Consider the following 19,631-nt stretch of genomic DNA (forward strand, 5'->3'; position numbering starts at 1 on the left):
TTATTCTCCTTTGTTCTTTTCTTTGAGTTTCTTTTCTCTCCATTTTGGAACATAGTTCTCCAGATTTTTTTGCTCTGCCCTCGTAATGGCCAAAGCATCAGGAGGAACGTCCTTTGTTATGGTTGAACCTGCGGCAATCAACGCACCATCACCCACCCTTACAGGAGCTACAAACTGTACATCACTACCCACAAAAACATTGTCCCCTATTATCGTTTTGTGTTTGGATATCCCATCGTAGTTGCAGGTTATCGTTCCACAGCCAACATTTACATTGCTTCCAATGTCAGCATCCCCCAAGTATGTCAAATGACTTGCTTTAGAGCCTTTACCAAACACAATTTTTTTTGTTTCCACAAAGTTACCTATCTTATTATCACCCAGTAACCTCGATTCCGGTCTAAGGTGGGCCATTGGCCCTACAGAAGATCCTCTGCCCACAAAGGAAGATTCAATTAGGGTATTATCCTTTATAGTACAATCCTCTTCTATAACCGAATTTACAATCCTTACACCAGGATATATGACACTACCACTTTTTATCTCTGTTTTACCCTCCAGATAGGTATTTGGGTATATGATAACATCCTTTTCTATAGAAACATCTACATCGATAAACGTCATATCTGGCGCAATAATCGTTACGCCATTTAACATATGTTGATCATTTATCTTTTTGTAAATATATCTAGATGCCTCAGCAAGTGCTCTTCTATCATTTATCCCTAAAAACTCCTGCTCATCATCAGCTGTATAAGCATTAGACCCATCCTTAATAATATCCGTTAGGTAGTATTCCTTCTGGGCATTGTCATTAGTTATATGTCGCAACCTCTTTACTAACACATCACCTCTTACTAAATAGATCCCGGTGTTTATCTCTTTTATTCTTTTTATCTCTTCATCTGCATCTTTCTCCTCAACTATCTCAAGGATTGAACCACTTGCTGATCTAACAACACGCCCATACCCCTTAGGGTTATCCACTTTTACACTTATGAAGGAAAGCTCCTTTTCGGAGGCTGTTTCGATAAACTTTTTTAAAGTCTCTTTTTTCACAAGGGGCATATCTCCGCACAGAATTAAAACATACCCATCAAAGTTCCTAAAATGTTCCTCAGCCTGCAAAACAGCATGACCAGTCCCCAACTGCTCCTCCTGCAAAACAAACGTAACCTTTTCATCCCTAAGGTGCTCTTTTAACAGGTCTGCACCAGAACCGATCACCACAATGATCTCCTCAGGTGCCAACGACTTTGCCGACTCTAAAACATAATCTATCATAGGCTTCCCAGCCACTTTAAAAAGCACCTTTGGAAGCTCCGATTTCATTCTGGTTCCTTTTCCAGCAGCTAAAATGATTACCTTTAGTCTCATTGTTTACTCCGTAAGGTTTATTTTTGATGCAAAACTGTGGTTATCTTTATACCACTGGATTGTTCTTTTTATACCCTCTTCCAGATTAACTTTAGGCCTCCAATCAAGTAAATGTTGAGCTTTTTCTATATTTGCCCATGTAGCTAACATATCAGCTTTATGAAAAGGCCTAAAGTCATAAACAGCCTTCTTGCCTAAACATTGCTCGATATAGCTTATTGCATCAGATAACCTGCTGGGGTTGTTATTCCCTAAGTTTATTATCTCATAACCTACCTTTTTCAGAGCTCTAACAGTCCCCTCTGCAATATCATCCACATAGGTAAAATCTCTACTCTGGGATCCATCACCGTATACCACGATAGGCTCACCACTGTCTATCTGCTTTATAAATCTAAATATGCTCATATCAGGTCTACCAGCAGGTCCATATACGGTAAAATACCTCACAACAGTAACATCGATACCAAATAGATAATGATACGTATAACAACTAACCTCTGCACCTTTTTTCGATGCAGCATAAGGGGAAATGGGTGTATTCACTGGCTTATCTTCAGAAAAAGGCATCTGCTGACCAGCATACAGACTTGATGTTGAAGCCAATACAAATTTGCTTACGTTATGCTTTTTACAAAGCTCTAATAAGTTTATGGTACCATTGGTATTCGTCTCAAAATACACAAAAGGGTTTTCTATGCTGTAACGTACCCCAGCCCGTGCTGCAAGATTGATAACGGCATCAAATCTATACACATCAAACAACACATCCAACGCCCCATAATTAGCAATATCCACTTTATGGAATGTAAATGCTTTGTTCTCGTTTAGCAGATCAAGCCTGTAATGTTTGAGCCTTATATCATAGTAATCGTTTAGATTGTCCACACCTATAACTTTATAACCAAGACCCAACAGCTTCTTAGCTGTCCAAGCACCTATAAACCCTGCTGCCCCTGTTAAAAGTATATTCATAATTTACCTCACCCTTTTAGCTCTAAACCTCGTTCCAGTAGGTGTATCCAGGAGTTCCACCCCCTTTTCCTTAAGTGAATGTCGGATGGAATCTGCCTTTTCAAAGTCTTTATTTTTCCTTGCCATATTCCTTTCTTCTATCATGGCCAACAGTTGCTCTTCTGGTATAGAAAGGTTCACCCTAAACCAGTCGGAGGGCTTTTTAGTAATTATACCCAATATACTATTTATCATACCAACTAAGTCGGCCACCTGGCCTTTTAGATAATCCAGATCAGCCCTGTTTAATTTACCAGCAAGGATCAAATTAAGCCCTTTAACAAACTCAAAAACATTTGAAATCGCTGCAGCAGTATTAAAATCGTCATCCATCGATGCTTCAAAATCCTGTTTAAAACCTGCTATAAGCCTATCTATTTCCCCTTTTTGTGGTGGTCTCCTATCGTTATAGTTGCTATTTTCAAGCTCATCAAGGGCGGTGTAGATTCTATCGATGGCATTCTCAGCCTCCAAAAGGTTTTCAAAAGAGAAATCCAGCGGGGATCTGTAGTGGGTAGTCAATAAAAAAAACCTTAACACCTCTGGATCTATCTCTTTTAAGACATCCCTTATCGTAAAAAAGTTCCCCAGTGACTTGGACATCTTTTCTTTATTTATATTCACAAAACCGTTGTGTACCCAATATCGGGCAAACTCCTTACCTTCCGCAGCTTCTGACTGGGCTATCTCATTTTCATGATGGGGAAACACAAGATCTTTACCCCCTCCATGTATATCAAAAGGTATCCCCAATATCTTCGAACTCATTGCACTGCACTCGATATGCCATCCCGGTCTACCTTTCCCCCAAGGGGAATCCCACGCTGGTTCATGCTCTTTGCTTCTTTTCCAAAGGGCAAAATCCAAAGGATCCTCTTTTACCTCATTGACCTCAACCCTTGCTCCTGCAAGAAGATCATCAAGGTCCCTTTTGGACAGCTTCCCATAATCCTTGAAACTTCTTACCTTGAAATATACATCACCATCCAGTACATAGGCATAACCTTTTTCCAAAAGCTTTTCACAAAGCTCTATCATATCCTGAATATATTCAGTGGCTTTAGGTGTAAAATCTGGACGCAAAATATTTAATCTATCCATATCCTCATCGTGGGCTTTAATAAAAAACTCAGTGATTTCGGAATAGGTTTTCCCCTCATCATTAGCTCTTTTTATGATCTTATCATCAACATCGGTAAAGTTCTTTACAAAAGTCACATCATAACCTTTATAGATAAGATACCTTCTAATGGTATCAAAAACGATAGCACTTCTGGCATGACCTATATGACAATAGTCATAGACAGTTACGCCACAAACATACATCTTTACTATATTGTCGTTTAATGGCTGAAAAACCTCTTTTTCCCCTGTCAGGGTATTGAATATCCTAAGCATATCTACTCCTGTAGTTTCTAATCTTCTCCAGCGATTACCGTTACCCTTAGAAGCTCCTCAATTGTGGTAACACCTTTTTTGACCAGCTCCATACCACCTTCAAACATAGGCCTAAACCCACTTCTGATAGCATAACTTCTCAATTCATCCACACTTTTCCCTTTTGTTATCATCTGTTTCATAGTTCCATCTATCTTAAGAACCTCATATATACCTATCCTACCTGAATACCCTGTGTACTTACATTCGGGGCAACCTTTCCCCCTATAAAATGTTACGCTATTTTCCTTCAGAGATAACCTCTCAAGCATCTCCGGCTCTGGGGAGTAGGACTCTTTACAAACAGGGCATATCTTTCTTACAAGGCGTTGCCCAACTACACCTAAGAGGGATGTCCCCACCAAAAAGTTCTCAATCCCCATATCCACAAGTCTAACCACAGAACTAACCGCATCGTTTGTGTGTATAGTTGAAAGCACAAGATGCCCGGTAAGGGAAGCTTGAATAGCTATCTCTGCTGTCTCCTTATCCCTGATCTCACCCACCATAATGATGTCAGGATCCTGTCTTAGTATGGACCTAAGCGCTGAAGCAAAGGTTACCCCAGCAGTTTCATCTGTCTGAACCTGATTGATCAGTTTAAAGTTGTATTCTATAGGATCCTCGACAGTAACGATATTCTTTTCAGGAGTATTCAGTTTATTTAATGTGGCATAAAGGGTAGTTGTCTTACCACTTCCTGTTGGACCTGATATCAGAATTATACCATAGGGTTTTGATACAATACTTTCATATACACTCAAGCTGTAGGGGTCCATCCCTATGTTGGATAGCTCAAGGAGGGTTTTACTACGATCTAATATCCTCAGAACAACCTTTTCCCCAAAGTTTGTAGGTAACGTGGAAACCCTAAAATCCACATCTCTGCCCCCACTAAACATCTTAAACCTACCATCCTGAGGGACTCTTTTTTCAGCAATATTCATACCAGCCATAATCTTGATCCTTGAGACGATGGCGGGATGTATCGTTCTATTTAGCCCCAGTACCTCTACCAATATACCATCTATTCTGTACCTGACCCTTAGTTTGTCTTCATCTGGCTCTATATGTATGTCGCTTGCATGATCCATCACAGCCTTGTTTATTATACCATCCACAAGGTTTATTACTGGAGTGTCTTCAGCCAAGTTTTCAAGGGCATCTTCTTTCCCGATAACAGAAAGTTTTTTGGAAACATCTTCCGCTGTTTTATAAAGTCTATCTTCAGTTCCATATATCTTTTCCATTAGAAATAGCAGATCATCCTTTGTTACCACAAATGGGTAGATCTCTTTTCTGATCATCCTTTCCAACTCATCGTATATACCTACATTTGTAGGGTCATTGGTGGCAATGAAAAGTTTTGTACTATCGGATTTTATAGGAACTATACCTAATCTCCTTGCAACACTTTCGGGTATAGTCTTTTTCAATTCTGGAGAAACCTCCACATCCGAAGCCTTAATAATCTTTGTTCCGATCTGCTCTGCTATTATCTGGAGTATCTGTCTTTCTGTAACATAACCAAGATCCTGTAATACCTCCCCTAATTTTTTCCCACTCGTCTTCTGTTCACTGAGGGCGACTTTTAGCTGGGCTTCTGTAATAAGGTTTTTTTCCCTTAAAAGCTCACCTATTTTAATCTTTTTTCTAACATCCATTTTTCCCCCTTAAGGAGACCTAAAAAGATCTTTTATCCCTTGTTATAACAGCATAGGCAGAATGGTTGTGGATACTTTCGTGGTTTTCACTGGAGACTTCAAACCACGTCACCCTGCTGTCAGCCAAAAGCTTATCAGCAACATTCCTCACAATATCCTCAACAAATACCGGATTTTCATACGATGATTCGGTGATAAACTTTTCATCCTCACGTTTTAGCAACGAAAAGATAGGTGCACTCGCAGATTGTTCTGCTATTTCTATAAGGTCTTCAATCCATATCATACCTTTGTATCTCACTTTTATACCAATATAGCTTCTCTGATTATGGGCACCATAGGTGCTGATCTCTTTCGAGCAGGGACAAACCGACAATACTGGCACTTTAACGCAGACGATAAAATCTTTTTTATCCCCTATAGCAGAACCAATAAAAGTGCACTCATAATCCATAAGTGATGGAAGGTTTGATATTGGTGCTTGCTTTTCTATGAAATAGGGGAAGGTTATCTCGATATGGGATTCTTCAGAGTTTAACACACTTTTTAGATCATCCAAAATACCCCTGAACGACTCGATCCCTATATTTGTCCTGTGATTGTTGAGCACTTCAACAAACCTTGACATGTGTGTACCCTTAAAATTGTGCGGAAGCTTAACAAACATGTTTATTCTTGCAACTGTATGTTGTTTTCCATTCTTTTTATCCTTAACCACTATAGGGTACTGGATATCTTTGATACCCACCTTATCGATATCTATATTCCTAAAATCTGTCTGATTTTGAATATCAGCCAGCGACACTACCTTCTCCTGATCTTCTGATTCATAAGGTGTATATGATAATGTTTGGCCCCCTGCGGCACCTTTTCCACATTCAATTGAAGCCACAGATTACCGTAGTTTTGGATTTTTATCTTTTTATTGTTTTTTACAGCCTCCAAAGCTGCCTCCAGCCTCTCATCCAGAGGCACCTTTTTGTTACCTTTTGCTAAGATCTCTATAGCCTTATCCGTCTCATTAATAGACTGAAGATAATATGCATAAAGGGTATATAAAAACCCCTCCTTAGGAGAACTCTTTATCGCTTTTTCGAGGGTCTGTTTCATTTTATCATACTGTTTCTCTTTATAGTATAAAGTAGCAAGCATCGCCATACCAAGCCAATTTTTATGGAATCCATTTATTAGGTATTTAAAAGCCTCGTCAAATCTTTTTTTTGTATAAAATATAATCCCTATCTGGGAATTTATCTGCTCTTTGACAAAGAATTGCCATTTTGAGTATTTATAACCCTCATTTAGTCTCTCTATGGCTTTATCCGCTTTATCGTTACGAATATCCTTTTCCACCAATTTGAAAATGTCTGTTAACTTCCTTAAAAAATGTCTACCCAACAAGAAGTTTATAAGTATTACAACTATCATACCTATGATGAGTGCAATTGCAAAGCTTTTGGTAAGGTAAAATACTAAAAGTCCGAATAAAGACCCAGAAAAGGCTGAAATCACTATAGTTAGCATAACCACCTCTATATCTCGTTAATCGTTAAACTATAATAGGTAATCCATTATTTTTCAAGGGGAATATTATTTAGACCTTGACATTTATAAAATTAGTTTTATTGTTATAGCATAAAAACAAGGAGGCCACAATGTTTGGATTGGGTACTCAAGAAATTATATTGATATTGTTGGTTGTTTTAGTTGTTTTTGGTGCTGGTAAGCTTCCTCAAATAGGAGAAAGTATGGGCAAAGCCATCAGAAACTTTAAAAGTGCAGCAAAAGAAGACGACACCATAGATATCACTCCAAAGAAAAACGGTGAGCAAAAAGATACCCAAACAAGAAATAGCTAATTTCATAAAAAGTATCAATCCGGCAGTAAAGTTTATTCTCCTAATAGGAATATTTTTAGAGATAACAAAGATACATTCTTGGGCTATTCTTTTGTTATACACCTGTATAGCGTTATTGATAATAATCTCTTTTGATAGTATGGTTAATGTTTATAAGCAATTTAAGGCACTTTCATATCTATTGTTTTTGATATCCTTTTATTCTTTATATATAGTTTTTACCTCTGACATCGGCATTAGAGAAGGGGTATTTTTTTTCTATAATAAATTTCTAATTTTAACCAGCATCTTTTTGTACTCCTATCTCTTTGTTAGATCATGTAGCAAAAATGATCTCGTTAGGGTGGCATTTCATATTCTATACCCACTAACCCTTCTTGTGGATAAAAAGGAGTTACAACGGATCATGATCAATACCGTCTACCTTTCTGAAAAAAATCTGGTAACAATTCAAAAAAAGCTAAAAACCTTTGAATGGAAAAAGGTAGATATCAATCTACCCAAAAAATTAGTAACTACAATCAGCGACATCTTTTATGAGACCCTCACCTCCACCTATCATATTAAAAGAATTACACCCTACAGGGCTTTGATGCTCACCACCCTGAGGTACCCCTCCAAAAAGGATATCTTAGTCCTAATTATCTTTATAATGGTGCTATTTGGAACAGATGTTATACAATAAAAAATGCACCGTCGAATACGATGGCACAGATTTTCACGGTTGGCAGTACCAAAAAGATCTGGTTACCATCCAGTCAGAAATAGAATCTGCACTTTTTAGAATTTATAAAAAGCGCATAAACATCATAGGCTCTGGCAGAACCGATGCGGGTGTTCATGCCATTGCCCAAGTATTTAATTTTAGATCTGATAAATACATCAACTGTGAATCCCTTAAATTGGGCTTAAATAGCCTCCTACCAAGAAGTATCATCATCAAAAAGGTAGAAGATGTTGCACTGGACTTTCATGCACAGAAATCTGCAATCAGCAAAACATATCTTTACAAGATCCTAAACTCCGATACCCCTTCGGCTTTTCTAAGACACCGGGTATGGTGGATAAGAAACAGAATAGATCTGGAGTATTTCTATAATATTATCTCAATATTTGTAGGTACCCATGATTTCAGTGCCATGTGCACTATGAAAAGCATCAAAGAAAACCCCGTCAGGACCATAAACTTTATCAAACTCTATGCCGAAAACGATATTGTAAACATAGAGATAAATGCCAACGGCTTTCTACACAACATGGTTAGAAATATCATCGGTACCACTTTTTATATCTACAGAAAGCAACTCACCCCTGAAACAGTAATGGATATACTGGCAAGCAAAGACAGGAAAAAGGCAGGTCCCACTGCTCCACCCCAGGGTCTGTATCTCAAAGAGGTATTTTACCCAGATCCAGGTTCGCCCTTAGATCCTTCTCCTTAAGAAATAACTCCCCACAAAAAAAACAGGCAAACCCAACAAAAGTATCATTATCATATACTTATATACATATTTAAACCCAAGTCCCTTTAAAATAACCGCAAACGATCCCTCGAGGTAGTATTTCAGTGGTGAAAGATAAGTCAGCTTTTGGAAAAGATAGGGCATACTCTCATAGGGTGTCCAAGAACCTGAAAGATAAAGTATAGGTAAAAGAATAATTATTGTTATCTGGGAAACCTGCAACATATTATTTGACAAAGAAGCTATAAACATGGATAACCCAGATGACGTAAAAACATATAAAACTGTCAAAAGTATAAAATTTAAATAGTTCCCAGTAAAAGGTATCTTTAGCAAGCCATTTAAAACAAAAATAGTAGATAAGATGACCCCTGATATAATCACTATATTCATCGCCACTATCTTTGCCATCATAAATTCAGATACCCTAATTGGGGATACCATGATCATCTCCAAATTCCCATTTGATTTTTCCCTTATGATTGCAGAAGCAGGTAGAATAAGGATCAAAAGGGTAATCACAGAAAAAAGCTCAGTAATGCTCATAAAGATATTGGAATCAGAATTAGGATTATAAAGAACCCTCTGTCTTAACTCTATAATCGGTTGAGAGTAAAATTTGGATTCCAACACACTGTCTAAAGCAAACTTGGAAATGATCTCTGAGGCATATCCCGCAAACAGATACCCCACTGAGGTCTCACTACCATTTACTATAAGACCTATGTCATTCTTTTCACCTTTTCTGATGCGCTTACCAAAGTCCTTTGGTATAACAATCACAACCACCGCCTTATCCTCCATGAGAACACTTTCGATACCCCTTTCGTTTAAAAGATACCCTTCAAATCTAAAGGTAGGTGGCTGAAATCTCGACACAAGTTCCCTAGATTCTACACTAAAATCCTCATCTAAAACAAAAAATTTTGCATTTTTTAGCGTCAGATCTATCCCGTTTGCTGCAATATAAAGATCCACAGTAAAAAGATAAACCACAAACACCAGCAAACTTCTATCTCTGATAAATTGAACAAGCTCTTTTATGATAAGTGAGCCCAAGCGGATTAACATTCGTACTTCCTAAATCTTAGTATAGAAAGAACTAAAAAAAACAAATAAAACAAAACAAGCACCGATGTATTAAAGAAAAATATCTGCCATGAAAAACCCTTAAGAAAACTCATTTTGATAAGATTAAAATAATAAAAGTTTGGAAACAACTGGGACATTATATAGGCCTCATTTGTCATAGAGCTAACTGGTGTCAAATAACCTGAATAAAGGATCGATGGAATTATACAGATAACAGACGTTGCCACCACCGCTGACACCTGAGTTTTTACAAAGGTGGAGATCAAAATACCCAGCGATGTGGAAACAAGCAAATAGATAAAAGAGGAGATGGTAAAAAGCAGAAAACTACCTTTAAAAGGGGGCTTAAAAAGTACCATAATCATGGCAAAGAGGATAAAATAGTTCAAAAATGAGACCGTCATGGCAAATATCTGTTTCGATATAATAAAATCAAATCGACTTATGGATGAAGTATAGATGTTGTAAATCGACCCTGACTCCTTCTCTTTTACTATGAGTAAAGATGACAGAATAGCAGGCGCTATAAAAAGTACTACTAATAAAACGCCAGAGGCAGTTATGTTCTTCTGTCTCATGTTTTCATTAAACCAATACCTTATCCGGAAATCGATCATGAGATCATCGATATGTCTATTTTCAAGGAGTTCCAGGTTGTATTTGGTGATGATTATATTACTATAAGTCTTCGACACCGATGCCCTATAAGGGAATATCCCATCTTCTATGATCTGGATCTCTGATCTTTTACCACTTTTCAACCTTTTCTCTGTGCCATAAGGGATGACGATAAGCGTCCTTATTATATTTTTATCTATCATTTCTATGGCTTCCGACTGACTTTTTACATAACCGTGAAAGCTATAGTACCTATTGTTGTTTATAAATTTGTATGAAATCTCACGACTTATAAAACTCTGGTCCTCATCAAGTATGACAAAGGGGATCTTTTCCACATCAAGGGCCATCCCATAACCAAAAACAATAACAATAACCATTGGTAAAAGAAAAACCATGATCCTTGATATTCTATCTTTTTTGAGCTCTTTTAATTCTTTTTTAAAGACCGTTTTTATTTTATTAAATTGCATGTTCCGTTACACTCGCAAAGACATCTTCTATGGTTATCTCCGACTTTTGAACAGCTTTAAAAGATACCCCATGAACATCCTCTATGGTTCTAAGAAAGATTTTTATTCTGTTTCCGAATATATCGACCCTATAGCCTTCAGCTTTCAACATACTATACGTGGTATATGGATTGTCCACCTCCAAGAGATAAGGCTCACCCAATTTATTTTTTAATACCCCTTTTAGTTCATCAGGTGTACCAATGAGGGCAACTCTACCTTCATGCATCATACACAATCTATCACAGTAATCAGCTTCATCCATATAATGGGTAGAGACAAGTACTGTAGTGTGCTTTGTGTTAGATAAATATCTTATTATCTGCCAAAACACATCCCTCTCTGCAACACTTACGCCAGATGTGGGTTCGTCAAGAAAAAGCAATTTGGGCTCATGAATAATGGCACAAGCAAGTGCTAAGCGCTGCTTGATCCCAAGAGGTAATGCTTCCACGATGTCCTGTTCATAAAGCTCAAGATTGCAGATGGATAAAAGCTCTCTTATCTTATTCTTTATCTCAGATAGAGGCATATTATGGGCTGAACCATAAAACATTAAGTTCTCTTTGACAGTTAGATCTGAATAAAGGGAAAATTTTTGTGACATATACCCCAAATGAGATCTAATCATGGAAGGTTCGATATTAGTTCTTATTATACCACTACTGGGCTCATAGAGATTTAAAATCATCTTTATCAGTGTGGTTTTACCAGCTCCATTTGGCCCCAGTAGCCCAAAAATCTCCCCCTCATAGATATCGATAGATAAATCTTTTACAGCATAAAAATCACCAAACCTTTTCGACACATTTTCCACATTTATAATCTTTTCACTCAACTGGGCCTTTTCGGCTATATTTAAATTCAGTTTTCTTGTTCCTATGACTTTGAGTAGCCTATCCTCCAATCTCAAATAAGCCTTTTGCCCCCTTTCATCTTTATATTTAGGGCAAAACCTTATACCATTTCTCAAAAGTTTTATGAAATGATACTCCTGCGGATCCATGTTGTTATAAACCGTCATATAGTCATCATTCTTCAATTCGTAAACCTCCATCTCCTCCTCGAATTGATAGTTATCCAGAATAAGCTCACCCTCATTAAGAATAAGTATCTTGTCCCCCCGTTCTGCTTCATCCATGTAAGATGTTGATACAACCACAGATACTCCTTCCTCCTCGATAAACCTATGGATCAAAAGATAAAGCTCTTTTCTGGATACCGGATCTACCCCTGTGGTGGGCTCATCCAGAATCATAAGCTTAGGTGAATGAATAAGTGAACAGCAGATACCCAGTTTTTGCTTCATCCCTCCCGATAGTTTACTCACTTCCCTATCTTTAAATTTGAGCAGGTTAGTAGCTTTTAATAACAACTCTTTCCTTCTTTCCCGCAAAGAATGATCTAAACCATGTAAATCTGCGAAAAAATCGATATTCTCCTCAATGGTAAGATTCTGATAAAGGTTAAGCCCCAGCCCCTGAGGCATGAAAGCGATAAAATCCTTGTACTTTTCCATCTCATCTATTCTACCAATATGTCTGCCATCTAAAACAATTTTACCCGCATCACTTTTCAATACACCAGCCATAATCTTTAACAGGGTGGACTTTCCAGCACCGTCAGGGCCAACGATACATGTGAGCTTCTGCTTTGGTATGCTAAGGGAAATATTCTTTAAGGCTTTGATCTTTTTGTAACTTTTCTCTATGCCGTAAAGCTCAACAATATTCATTTTTCATTTATAATAAAATCTGCAGGCATACCAGGTTTTAATATTTTTTCATCATCGATTATTTTAGCCTTTATAAGAAAAACCTGTTTTACCCGCTCCTGCTGAGTCTGGACCTCTTTCGGTGTAAACTCAGCCCTATTACTTATATACGTTATCCTACCCTTAAACTTTTTGTCCGGAAACGAGTCTATTTTTAAATACCCCTCTGAGTTTAGCTTGATTCTACCCAACTGCACTTCAGATATAAAACCTCTGAAATGTATCTCCTCAGGGTTATAACCCACAGCAATGGGCTGTCCTGCAGCCACCACCTCCCCCAACTGGGAGAACTTTTTTGTAATGATCAATTTAGTTTGGGGTCTTATAACAGTATCCTCTATATGACTTTGTACCTCGTTGATTAACTCCTTTGATTTGTCCATATTTAAATCTGCAATGATAAGCTCTTTTTTGAGTATCTCTATATTTTTGTTCAAAAAGGCTATCTCTTTATCTAAGATATCTATCTCTTTTCTCTTTGAAAAAGCTATGTCGAGGCTATTTTTAGCCGTCTCTAATTGTTGCTCCGAAATTTTGACATTCTCATTAGCAAGATCAAGATCTCTCTTTGTTATTTTATAGAGGTTTTCGATCTCTTCATACTTCTGTTTTGGTATAGCATGTTGTTCGTAGAGGGATTTGAATCTACTATAATCGTTTTCTATTTTACTCAAATTTATCTGCACTTTTTCCGATGTTATTTTATCTATTTTTAGTTTCTGCTCTGCAGATAAAACATTGTTTTGAGCAATCTTTATCTCATTGTCGATAGCCTCCTCTGCAATCTTCTTCTTATTAATAAGCTGCTCCAACTTATCCCTCATCCCCTTAAGCTGAATCAACTTCGACTCCCTCATAGTTGCTGTGGATGTATAATCGATCTTACTTCTGTTTAACTGGGATATCATCTCATCCGCTTTTATTTTTGCTACTATAACTCCTGGCAAAACTTCACTCCCCTCAAAGATATCCATCTGAACAATTTTACCGGGATATTTAAACGCCAGATTGACCTCCTCAGCCTCTATACGTCCACTTATCATTATTTGGTCAGTACTTTTGTTATGACATGCAACAAAAAGAATGAACATAAGCGCCATAAAAGGCTTTATTACATTCATCTTGCAGCCTCTTCAATCTCTTGTATAACATGTTTTAAAAGCTTGTTTAAACTGTTTTTTACCTCATCAGATAGACTCATATCCATCTGTATACTTTTCGTCTGAATACCAAAAAGTGTAATCTTACTTGGCTTACACCCGATCAATTCGGCAGTCAACAAAATATCCTTTAATCCCATCTGATGGGGAGAAAGTTTCGACTCAAATACCACATTTATATCCTCTCCTTCAATTCTCACAACAGTACCAGGTTCTATACCCAGATCCACACCATCTACAATAATCATATTATCAGCCCATTCGAGATAATGTAAAAGATCAAGCCCCAATGTCCCTCCATCTACTATCCTCAAATGGTCATTATCATTGATGATCTTTTTCAGTTCTTGTACTGCTACCACACCTACAGCATCATCATTCATAAGAAGGTTCCCTAATCCAAGTACCAATATGTTCATGAACTATCCCCTTTTTCATTTTTTAATGCCACAGGATATCTTCCCTGTGACATCCAGAACACAGTGCTCGCATCTCTTACAATTTTCGGGGTTTATTTTTATGGTATAACCGTTTATACTTTTCAAAACACCCCCTGGACAATTTTCCACATTTATTATCAAAGATGCCTCACTACCAAACAGCGTCACCATTACCCAATCGAAAAATACCCCAATCTGCTTACGCAACATACCTATTTTATAGATATAGACCAACTTCCAAATGAGATATGCAAAAGGACCTCTAAACTTAAGACCGAACAGATTCACTACAGAATTGTTTTTACCGAGAGAAACAAGATATCCAAAGTGGATATATTTAAAGTCTTTCAGAGGAAAGCCATTGTAAAGGTTATAAATATTATCAACCACTATCGAAGCCTGTTGCATGGCAAGGGGTGCCACTGGTGGTAGTATTTTCCCCTTGTGGTCATAAGCAGAGCAATCACCTATTACAAACACTCCTGAGTCTCCATCATCTATGGGTGTCAAATTTTTATTAACCTTTACTCTACCATCGCTTAATCTTTGCTCCGATAAGGAAGCCAAAAAGTCTGGTGCTTTTACTCCAGCAGTCCAAATGATGATATTTGTTTTGTGGGTAAAGTGTTCATCACCTATTGAGTACTCAATCTCTCCTTCCGATATTTTACCCACAACTGCATTTGAGATAATGTTTATTCCTTTGTTTAACAGGTAGGTATGTGCCTTCTTGGATTGAGCTTCATCTATGGCAGGTAGGATATATTTTGCATACTCAAAAACGGTTATTGTAAAATCATCCTCTTTTAATCCCTTATACTCCCTTTTGATCTTACTTTTTATAAAGTCTATCAACTCACAAGCAAGCTCTACCCCAGTTATACCTCCACCAATTATTGAAAAGGAAAGTATGGACTTTCTTTCTTCAGCAGGAACAACCATTGCAGACTCCAACAACTCTATCACGGAATACTTAAGAGCTATGGCATCGTTTATATTTTTATACTCAAAACAGTACTGTTGGGCTGAAACATTGCCCCTAAAATTTGTCATGGATCCAGCAGCCACCACAAGGTAATCATAGGACAACTCACCATTTTGAGTAATTACCCTTTTATTCTGTTTGTCGATACCAACAACCGTATCCCTTATAAAAGTGGCTTTGTTCCTAACAGCGATCTCCCGTAAAGGGAACACTATATTCTCAGGGTTTACATTTCCACTGATTACCTCCGGAAGCATAGGGGTAAACAAGGAGTAGTTATTTTTATCAATCAAGGTGACATCAAAGAGCTTTTGGGCATAACGCTTCAGTTTGGTAAGTACAGATAACCCACCAAAGCCTCCACCGATTATTACGACTTTTTTCATACCACACCTAATTTTTTTTATTGTATTATACGCCAATAATAATTATAATCAATATAAAACTTATTTGGAGAAACTATGCAAAAGTCACCCCAACCGGTAGAAAAACTAATGTCGTTTTATAAGACCTATCTACAAGGCAAAGATAAGGCTATATTCCTTTGTATGATTTCTTTTCTCAGCAAAGGGCACGTTCTTGTAGAAGACAATCCCGGACTTGGGAAAACAACCCTTGCCATTGCCATAGCCAAATCAATGGGCCTATCCTTTGGACGGATACAGTGCACCAACGATCTTCTCCCAACTGATGTTACTGGCCTTAATATCTTTAACAAAGAAAAAAATGAATTCGAATTCAAAAAAGGTCCCATCTTTAACAATATTGTATTAGTAGATGAGATAAATAGGGCCACTCCGAAAACCCAAAGTGCTCTTCTTGAAGCTATGGGGGAAAAACAGGTAACGGTAGAAGGGAATACATATAAACTTCCCCAACCTTTTTTTGTCATAGCTACTCAGAACCCATCCGAATCCTTTGGCACCTTTCCCCTACCCGAATCCCAATTGGACAGGTTTTTAATGAAGATAAGTTTAGGGTATCCTCGAAAAGAGGAGGAATTAGAAATCCTAAAAGGTGGTAGTTCAAGAAAAGGGATATATGAATCAAACCCTGTAATAAACCATGATGAGTTTCATGAAATGTTAACGATAATAAAATCAGTAAAAGTAAAAGATGATCTCTTAGAATACCTTCTTGACATAGTAAACAAAACGAGGAACCATCCGGCGATCTCCATAGGGCTTTCCACAAGGGCAGCACTGTCGATCGTAAATGCAGCAAAATCATCCGCATACATTCAGGGCAGGGATTATATAATACCAGAGGATATACTCGATTACTACCGTTTTACCATGCTTCATCGAATATCTTTTAGAGAAAAGCTCTCCTATGACGAAAAGGATAAAATAATCTTTGATATCATCAAATCGACGCCACTTCCCTATGTCTGATCAAAAGGGGTAACCTTGTCTGGAATAAGATTTACCCGAGCTGGTTGGCTATATATCATCCTCACAGTTTTTATGGGCTTTTCTGCTATAAATACCAACAACAACCTTGTTTTCATAGTCGTCTCATTTATGCTTGCAGTGATGGGTATCTCTGGTTTTGTGGGAAAAAACAACATCCATAGACTTTCTTTTAAAATCTATCCTGTTGGGGATATTTTTGCCAATAAAGATGGTGAATTCACATTAGAAATATATAACAACAAGAAATTCTTACCATCTGTAGCTCTTAAACTATTTATCCTAAACACACAAAAGGATATTTTCTTTATATCGCCAGCCTCCTCAAGTAGAAGTTTTGTAAACATAAAATTCAACAAAAGAGGTCTTCACAAGTTGGAATCCATTATGATAGAGTCCCCTTACCCTTTTAATTTCTTTGTTAGGTATAAATACTATAAAATAGATAGTGAGATAACTGTCTTCCCTGAACCTGCAAATATTTTGGTCTCTACAGACAACTACAATATTATTGGGGATTCAAATGATTCATCAAAAAAGACAATGAAGCTTGAAGAACTAAGTAATATTAGAAGTTATAGCAATGATCCTGCGAAAAGGATCTTTTGGAAACAGTTTGCCAAAACAGGTGAACTGTATACTAAAGAATATACCGGAGAAGATAGCAGAAGTTTTCAAATAGTTTTTGAAGATCTGATCAAATATTACCCCCTCGAAGAAAGTCTCAGTTTGGCCACAAAAATGGTTGAAGAGTTTTACAAAAATGGAGTTGTTTTTTCCCTTGTGCTCAAAGGTGAAACCTATTTTGTAAGGTCTAACGCAGACAGAAGAACCGTATTAAAAATGCTGGCGCTATATGAAAACAAAACAGATCATTAACCATCTCTCCCTTTTGCTTATATTAGTTTCCGTAACTTCAGTATTCAAATATCTTAGCATCCCCTACCTTATTGCAATAATCATTTCAATGCTCCACCATCTCTATAGTAACAAGCACAATATCAGAATAAATAGAAGACTCCTCACCCTCACAGCTATATCTATAACTATCATGTTATTTTTAAACATTACTCTAAACACATTAGTTACAACGCTCATAAAGGTTATAGCGGTTTTTATATGCATAAAACTACTGGAAGAAAAAAGATACAGAGACTATATGCAGATCATTGCCCTCTCTCTATTTCTCATCACAGCCTCTGGGCTTATGGATATAGGCATGATATTTCTACTCTACCTAAGTTTGGCCATTTTTATCATAAATTTTTTGATGATAATACTGACAATCTACGATCATCAAGGGGATATCAGTATTGATAAGCAACAAATAAAACAACTTTTTTACAAAACCATAATAATACCCCTACTATCCATTCCCATTGCCATTTTACTCTTTTTCATTATACCAAGAACCCATACCCCCCTTTTCGATTTCTTGGGTAGAGGAGAAGTAGCAAGAAGTGGCTTCACCTCTAAGATAAACTTAGGAGCAGTTTCAAGCATACAGGAAAACACAGATATCATCTTCAGAGCCAGGATGAAAGAAATAGACCCTCACAATTTATACTGGAGAGCTGTTGTTTTTGACATTTACAAAGATAATATCTGGAGCTCCTCTAATCTTATAGGAAGAACAAAATTCCATTTTGAAGATGGAGAAAAGATCGAATATGAAATATATTTGGAGCCAACATCAGACAAATATCTCATTACATTGGATAAGCCTGTTAGTCTATTTTTCAAAGATACAAGGGTTACAAAAACAGAAGGACTTGAGTTTTTAAGTCAAAAAGAGATCTCTAAGAAGGTTTCCTACAAAGGTATATCAATTATAACAGATAGATTTATTGACAAATATTCAGACATAGCAAATAGTGAAGACAAATCATCGATCCCCGCAAAGATAACAGCCTTAGCCCAACAACTACGTAAAGACAATACCAGCTCCACCATAACAAATATAACCGACTATTTGAAAAAAAACTACCAATACTCTTTGGAAAACCTCCCCAGAGGAGCAAATGCCCTTGAAGAGTTTTTATTTAACCATAAAAAAGGTAACTGTGAATATTTCGCCTCAGCTACAGCGCTCCTCCTTAGGGCAAATGATATACCAGCAAGACTTGTTGGAGGCTTTCTTGGCGGTTTTTATAACAAGGAAGTTGGTTACTATGCTGTTTCTAACAAAAATGCCCATGTCTGGGTAGAAGCTTTGGTAAATGATCAATGGATAAGGGTCGATCCTACCCCTGCCCAAATATCCAATTTCACCAAAAGAGATAACTTACCACTGAGCCTAAAGGTAAAAATCTATCTGGATATAATCTCCTACTATTGGACAAAATTTATAGTGAATTATAACCTACAGATGCAGATGGAACTTGCATTTAAAATCACTTCAGAATTTAAAACATTTCATTTACAACCAGACAAGAAATGGCTTTTAGCTTTACCAGTGTTCATAATTTTAGCAGCATCTGCCATATTTCTTCATAGAAGGAGAAAAAATAACCATTACTACTTGGATTATTTTTATAGAGTTTTAAAAAGCAAAGGAATAGCAATCGACCCAATGCTTCCACTAAGCTGGAACATAAAGGAGATAAAAGATCCCGATCTAAAGCAACAAGCCGAAGAATTTTCTGAACACTACAATAGAATGCTTTTCAGGGAAAAAAAGATCGAAAAAAATACTTTACTTTTTCTCATAAATCGTATTAAAAATACCTATAAAAAGTAGAGGCTTTTTATGGAAAATATAGATCTTACTCCGGTCAATATAAAGATAAACGAAAAAGTTGTGGAACATCTTTTAAAATTTGGG

At 37.1% G+C, this 19,631-nt stretch carries 18 protein-coding genes; 6 read left to right on the plus strand and 12 right to left on the minus strand.

Features of this window, described 5'->3' with window-relative positions:
• The 6 genes from glmU to N3C60_05295 are packed head-to-tail and all read right to left on the minus strand — an operon-like array spanning position 1 to position 7,016.
• The gene (gene glmU / locus N3C60_05270; protein ID MCX8084315.1) at positions 1 to 1,377 is read right to left on the minus strand and encodes a bifunctional UDP-N-acetylglucosamine diphosphorylase/glucosamine-1-phosphate N-acetyltransferase GlmU; all 1,377 of its coding nucleotides are present in this window, start codon (positions 1,375 to 1,377) and stop codon (positions 1 to 3) included.
• A gap of 3 nt (positions 1,378 to 1,380) precedes the next feature.
• Entirely contained in the window at positions 1,381 to 2,352 is a 972-nt protein-coding gene (locus N3C60_05275) for a GDP-mannose 4,6-dehydratase (GenBank protein MCX8084316.1), read from the minus strand.
• A 3-nt stretch (positions 2,353 to 2,355) separates the two neighbouring features.
• The gene (cysS, locus tag N3C60_05280) at positions 2,356 to 3,789 is read right to left on the minus strand and encodes a cysteine--tRNA ligase (protein MCX8084317.1); all 1,434 of its coding nucleotides are present in this window, start codon (positions 3,787 to 3,789) and stop codon (positions 2,356 to 2,358) included.
• Positions 3,790 to 3,806: 17 nt separating this feature from the next.
• Complete coding sequence (locus N3C60_05285) at positions 3,807 to 5,492, minus strand: ATPase, T2SS/T4P/T4SS family (GenBank protein ID MCX8084318.1); 1,686 nt, start codon at positions 5,490 to 5,492, stop codon at positions 3,807 to 3,809.
• A gap of 19 nt (positions 5,493 to 5,511) precedes the next feature.
• Positions 5,512 to 6,297 carry a GTP cyclohydrolase FolE2 gene (gene folE2 / locus N3C60_05290; protein ID MCX8084319.1) on the minus strand — a complete coding sequence of 262 codons (786 nt, stop codon included), beginning with the start codon at positions 6,295 to 6,297 and terminating at the stop codon, positions 5,512 to 5,514.
• Complete coding sequence (locus N3C60_05295) at positions 6,297 to 7,016, minus strand: hypothetical protein (protein ID MCX8084320.1); 720 nt, start codon at positions 7,014 to 7,016, stop codon at positions 6,297 to 6,299. Before N3C60_05295 ends, folE2 begins: the two co-directional genes overlap by 1 nt.
• Positions 7,017 to 7,147: 131 nt before the next feature.
• On the opposite strand from N3C60_05295, the gene N3C60_05300 reads away from it, so the two are divergent.
• The 3 genes from N3C60_05300 to truA are packed head-to-tail and all read left to right on the plus strand — an operon-like array spanning position 7,148 to position 8,793.
• A complete protein-coding gene (locus N3C60_05300; GenBank protein MCX8084321.1) occupies positions 7,148 to 7,351 on the plus strand; it encodes a twin-arginine translocase TatA/TatE family subunit in 204 nt (67 codons plus the stop codon).
• Positions 7,317 to 8,036, plus strand: coding sequence for an energy-coupling factor transporter transmembrane protein EcfT (locus N3C60_05305; GenBank protein MCX8084322.1), 720 nt, complete (start codon positions 7,317 to 7,319; stop codon positions 8,034 to 8,036). Before N3C60_05300 ends, N3C60_05305 begins: the two co-directional genes overlap by 35 nt.
• Entirely contained in the window at positions 8,023 to 8,793 is a 771-nt protein-coding gene (gene truA / locus N3C60_05310) for a tRNA pseudouridine(38-40) synthase TruA (GenBank protein ID MCX8084323.1), read from the plus strand. Before N3C60_05305 ends, truA begins: the two co-directional genes overlap by 14 nt.
• Here truA and N3C60_05315 read toward each other — a convergent pair.
• From N3C60_05315 to N3C60_05340, 6 genes are read right to left on the minus strand one after another with little or no spacing between them, the layout of a single operon-like run.
• A complete protein-coding gene (locus tag N3C60_05315) occupies positions 8,776 to 9,885 on the minus strand; it encodes an ABC transporter permease (protein MCX8084324.1) in 1,110 nt (369 codons plus the stop codon). The two genes, truA and N3C60_05315, sit on opposite strands and share 18 nt — an antisense overlap.
• The gene (locus N3C60_05320; protein MCX8084325.1) at positions 9,879 to 10,997 is read right to left on the minus strand and encodes an ABC transporter permease; all 1,119 of its coding nucleotides are present in this window, start codon (positions 10,995 to 10,997) and stop codon (positions 9,879 to 9,881) included. Before N3C60_05320 ends, N3C60_05315 begins: the two co-directional genes overlap by 7 nt.
• Positions 10,987 to 12,771, minus strand: a complete 1,785-nt coding sequence (locus N3C60_05325; protein MCX8084326.1) for an ATP-binding cassette domain-containing protein — start codon at positions 12,769 to 12,771, stop codon at positions 10,987 to 10,989. The genes N3C60_05320 and N3C60_05325 overlap by 11 nt, the downstream gene beginning before the upstream one ends.
• On the minus strand, positions 12,768 to 13,931 hold the full coding sequence (locus N3C60_05330; protein MCX8084327.1) for an HlyD family efflux transporter periplasmic adaptor subunit: 1,164 nt from the start codon (positions 13,929 to 13,931) through the stop codon (positions 12,768 to 12,770). The genes N3C60_05325 and N3C60_05330 overlap by 4 nt, the downstream gene beginning before the upstream one ends.
• A complete protein-coding gene (locus N3C60_05335; protein MCX8084328.1) occupies positions 13,928 to 14,389 on the minus strand; it encodes a HyaD/HybD family hydrogenase maturation endopeptidase in 462 nt (153 codons plus the stop codon). Before N3C60_05335 ends, N3C60_05330 begins: the two co-directional genes overlap by 4 nt.
• A 15-nt stretch (positions 14,390 to 14,404) precedes the next feature.
• Positions 14,405 to 15,781 (minus strand): NAD(P)/FAD-dependent oxidoreductase, encoded by a 1,377-nt coding sequence (locus tag N3C60_05340; protein MCX8084329.1) that lies wholly within the window; start codon positions 15,779 to 15,781, stop codon positions 14,405 to 14,407.
• 75 nt (positions 15,782 to 15,856) lie between these two features.
• On the opposite strand from N3C60_05340, the gene N3C60_05345 reads away from it, so the two are divergent.
• From N3C60_05345 to N3C60_05355, 3 genes are read left to right on the plus strand one after another with little or no spacing between them, the layout of a single operon-like run.
• Entirely contained in the window at positions 15,857 to 16,789 is a 933-nt protein-coding gene (locus tag N3C60_05345; GenBank protein MCX8084330.1) for a MoxR family ATPase, read from the plus strand.
• 15 nt (positions 16,790 to 16,804) lie between these two features.
• Positions 16,805 to 17,686, plus strand: a complete 882-nt coding sequence (locus tag N3C60_05350) for a DUF58 domain-containing protein (GenBank protein ID MCX8084331.1) — start codon at positions 16,805 to 16,807, stop codon at positions 17,684 to 17,686.
• Positions 17,664 to 19,547 (plus strand): DUF3488 and transglutaminase-like domain-containing protein, encoded by a 1,884-nt coding sequence (locus N3C60_05355; protein MCX8084332.1) that lies wholly within the window; start codon positions 17,664 to 17,666, stop codon positions 19,545 to 19,547. The genes N3C60_05350 and N3C60_05355 overlap by 23 nt, the downstream gene beginning before the upstream one ends.
• The last annotated feature ends 84 nt before the right edge of the window (positions 19,548 to 19,631 follow it).

Origin of the sequence: Calditerrivibrio sp. (assembly GCA_026415135.1) — a bacterium.
In the GTDB taxonomy this organism is placed as follows: Bacteria; Chrysiogenota; Deferribacteres; order Deferribacterales; family Calditerrivibrionaceae; genus Calditerrivibrio.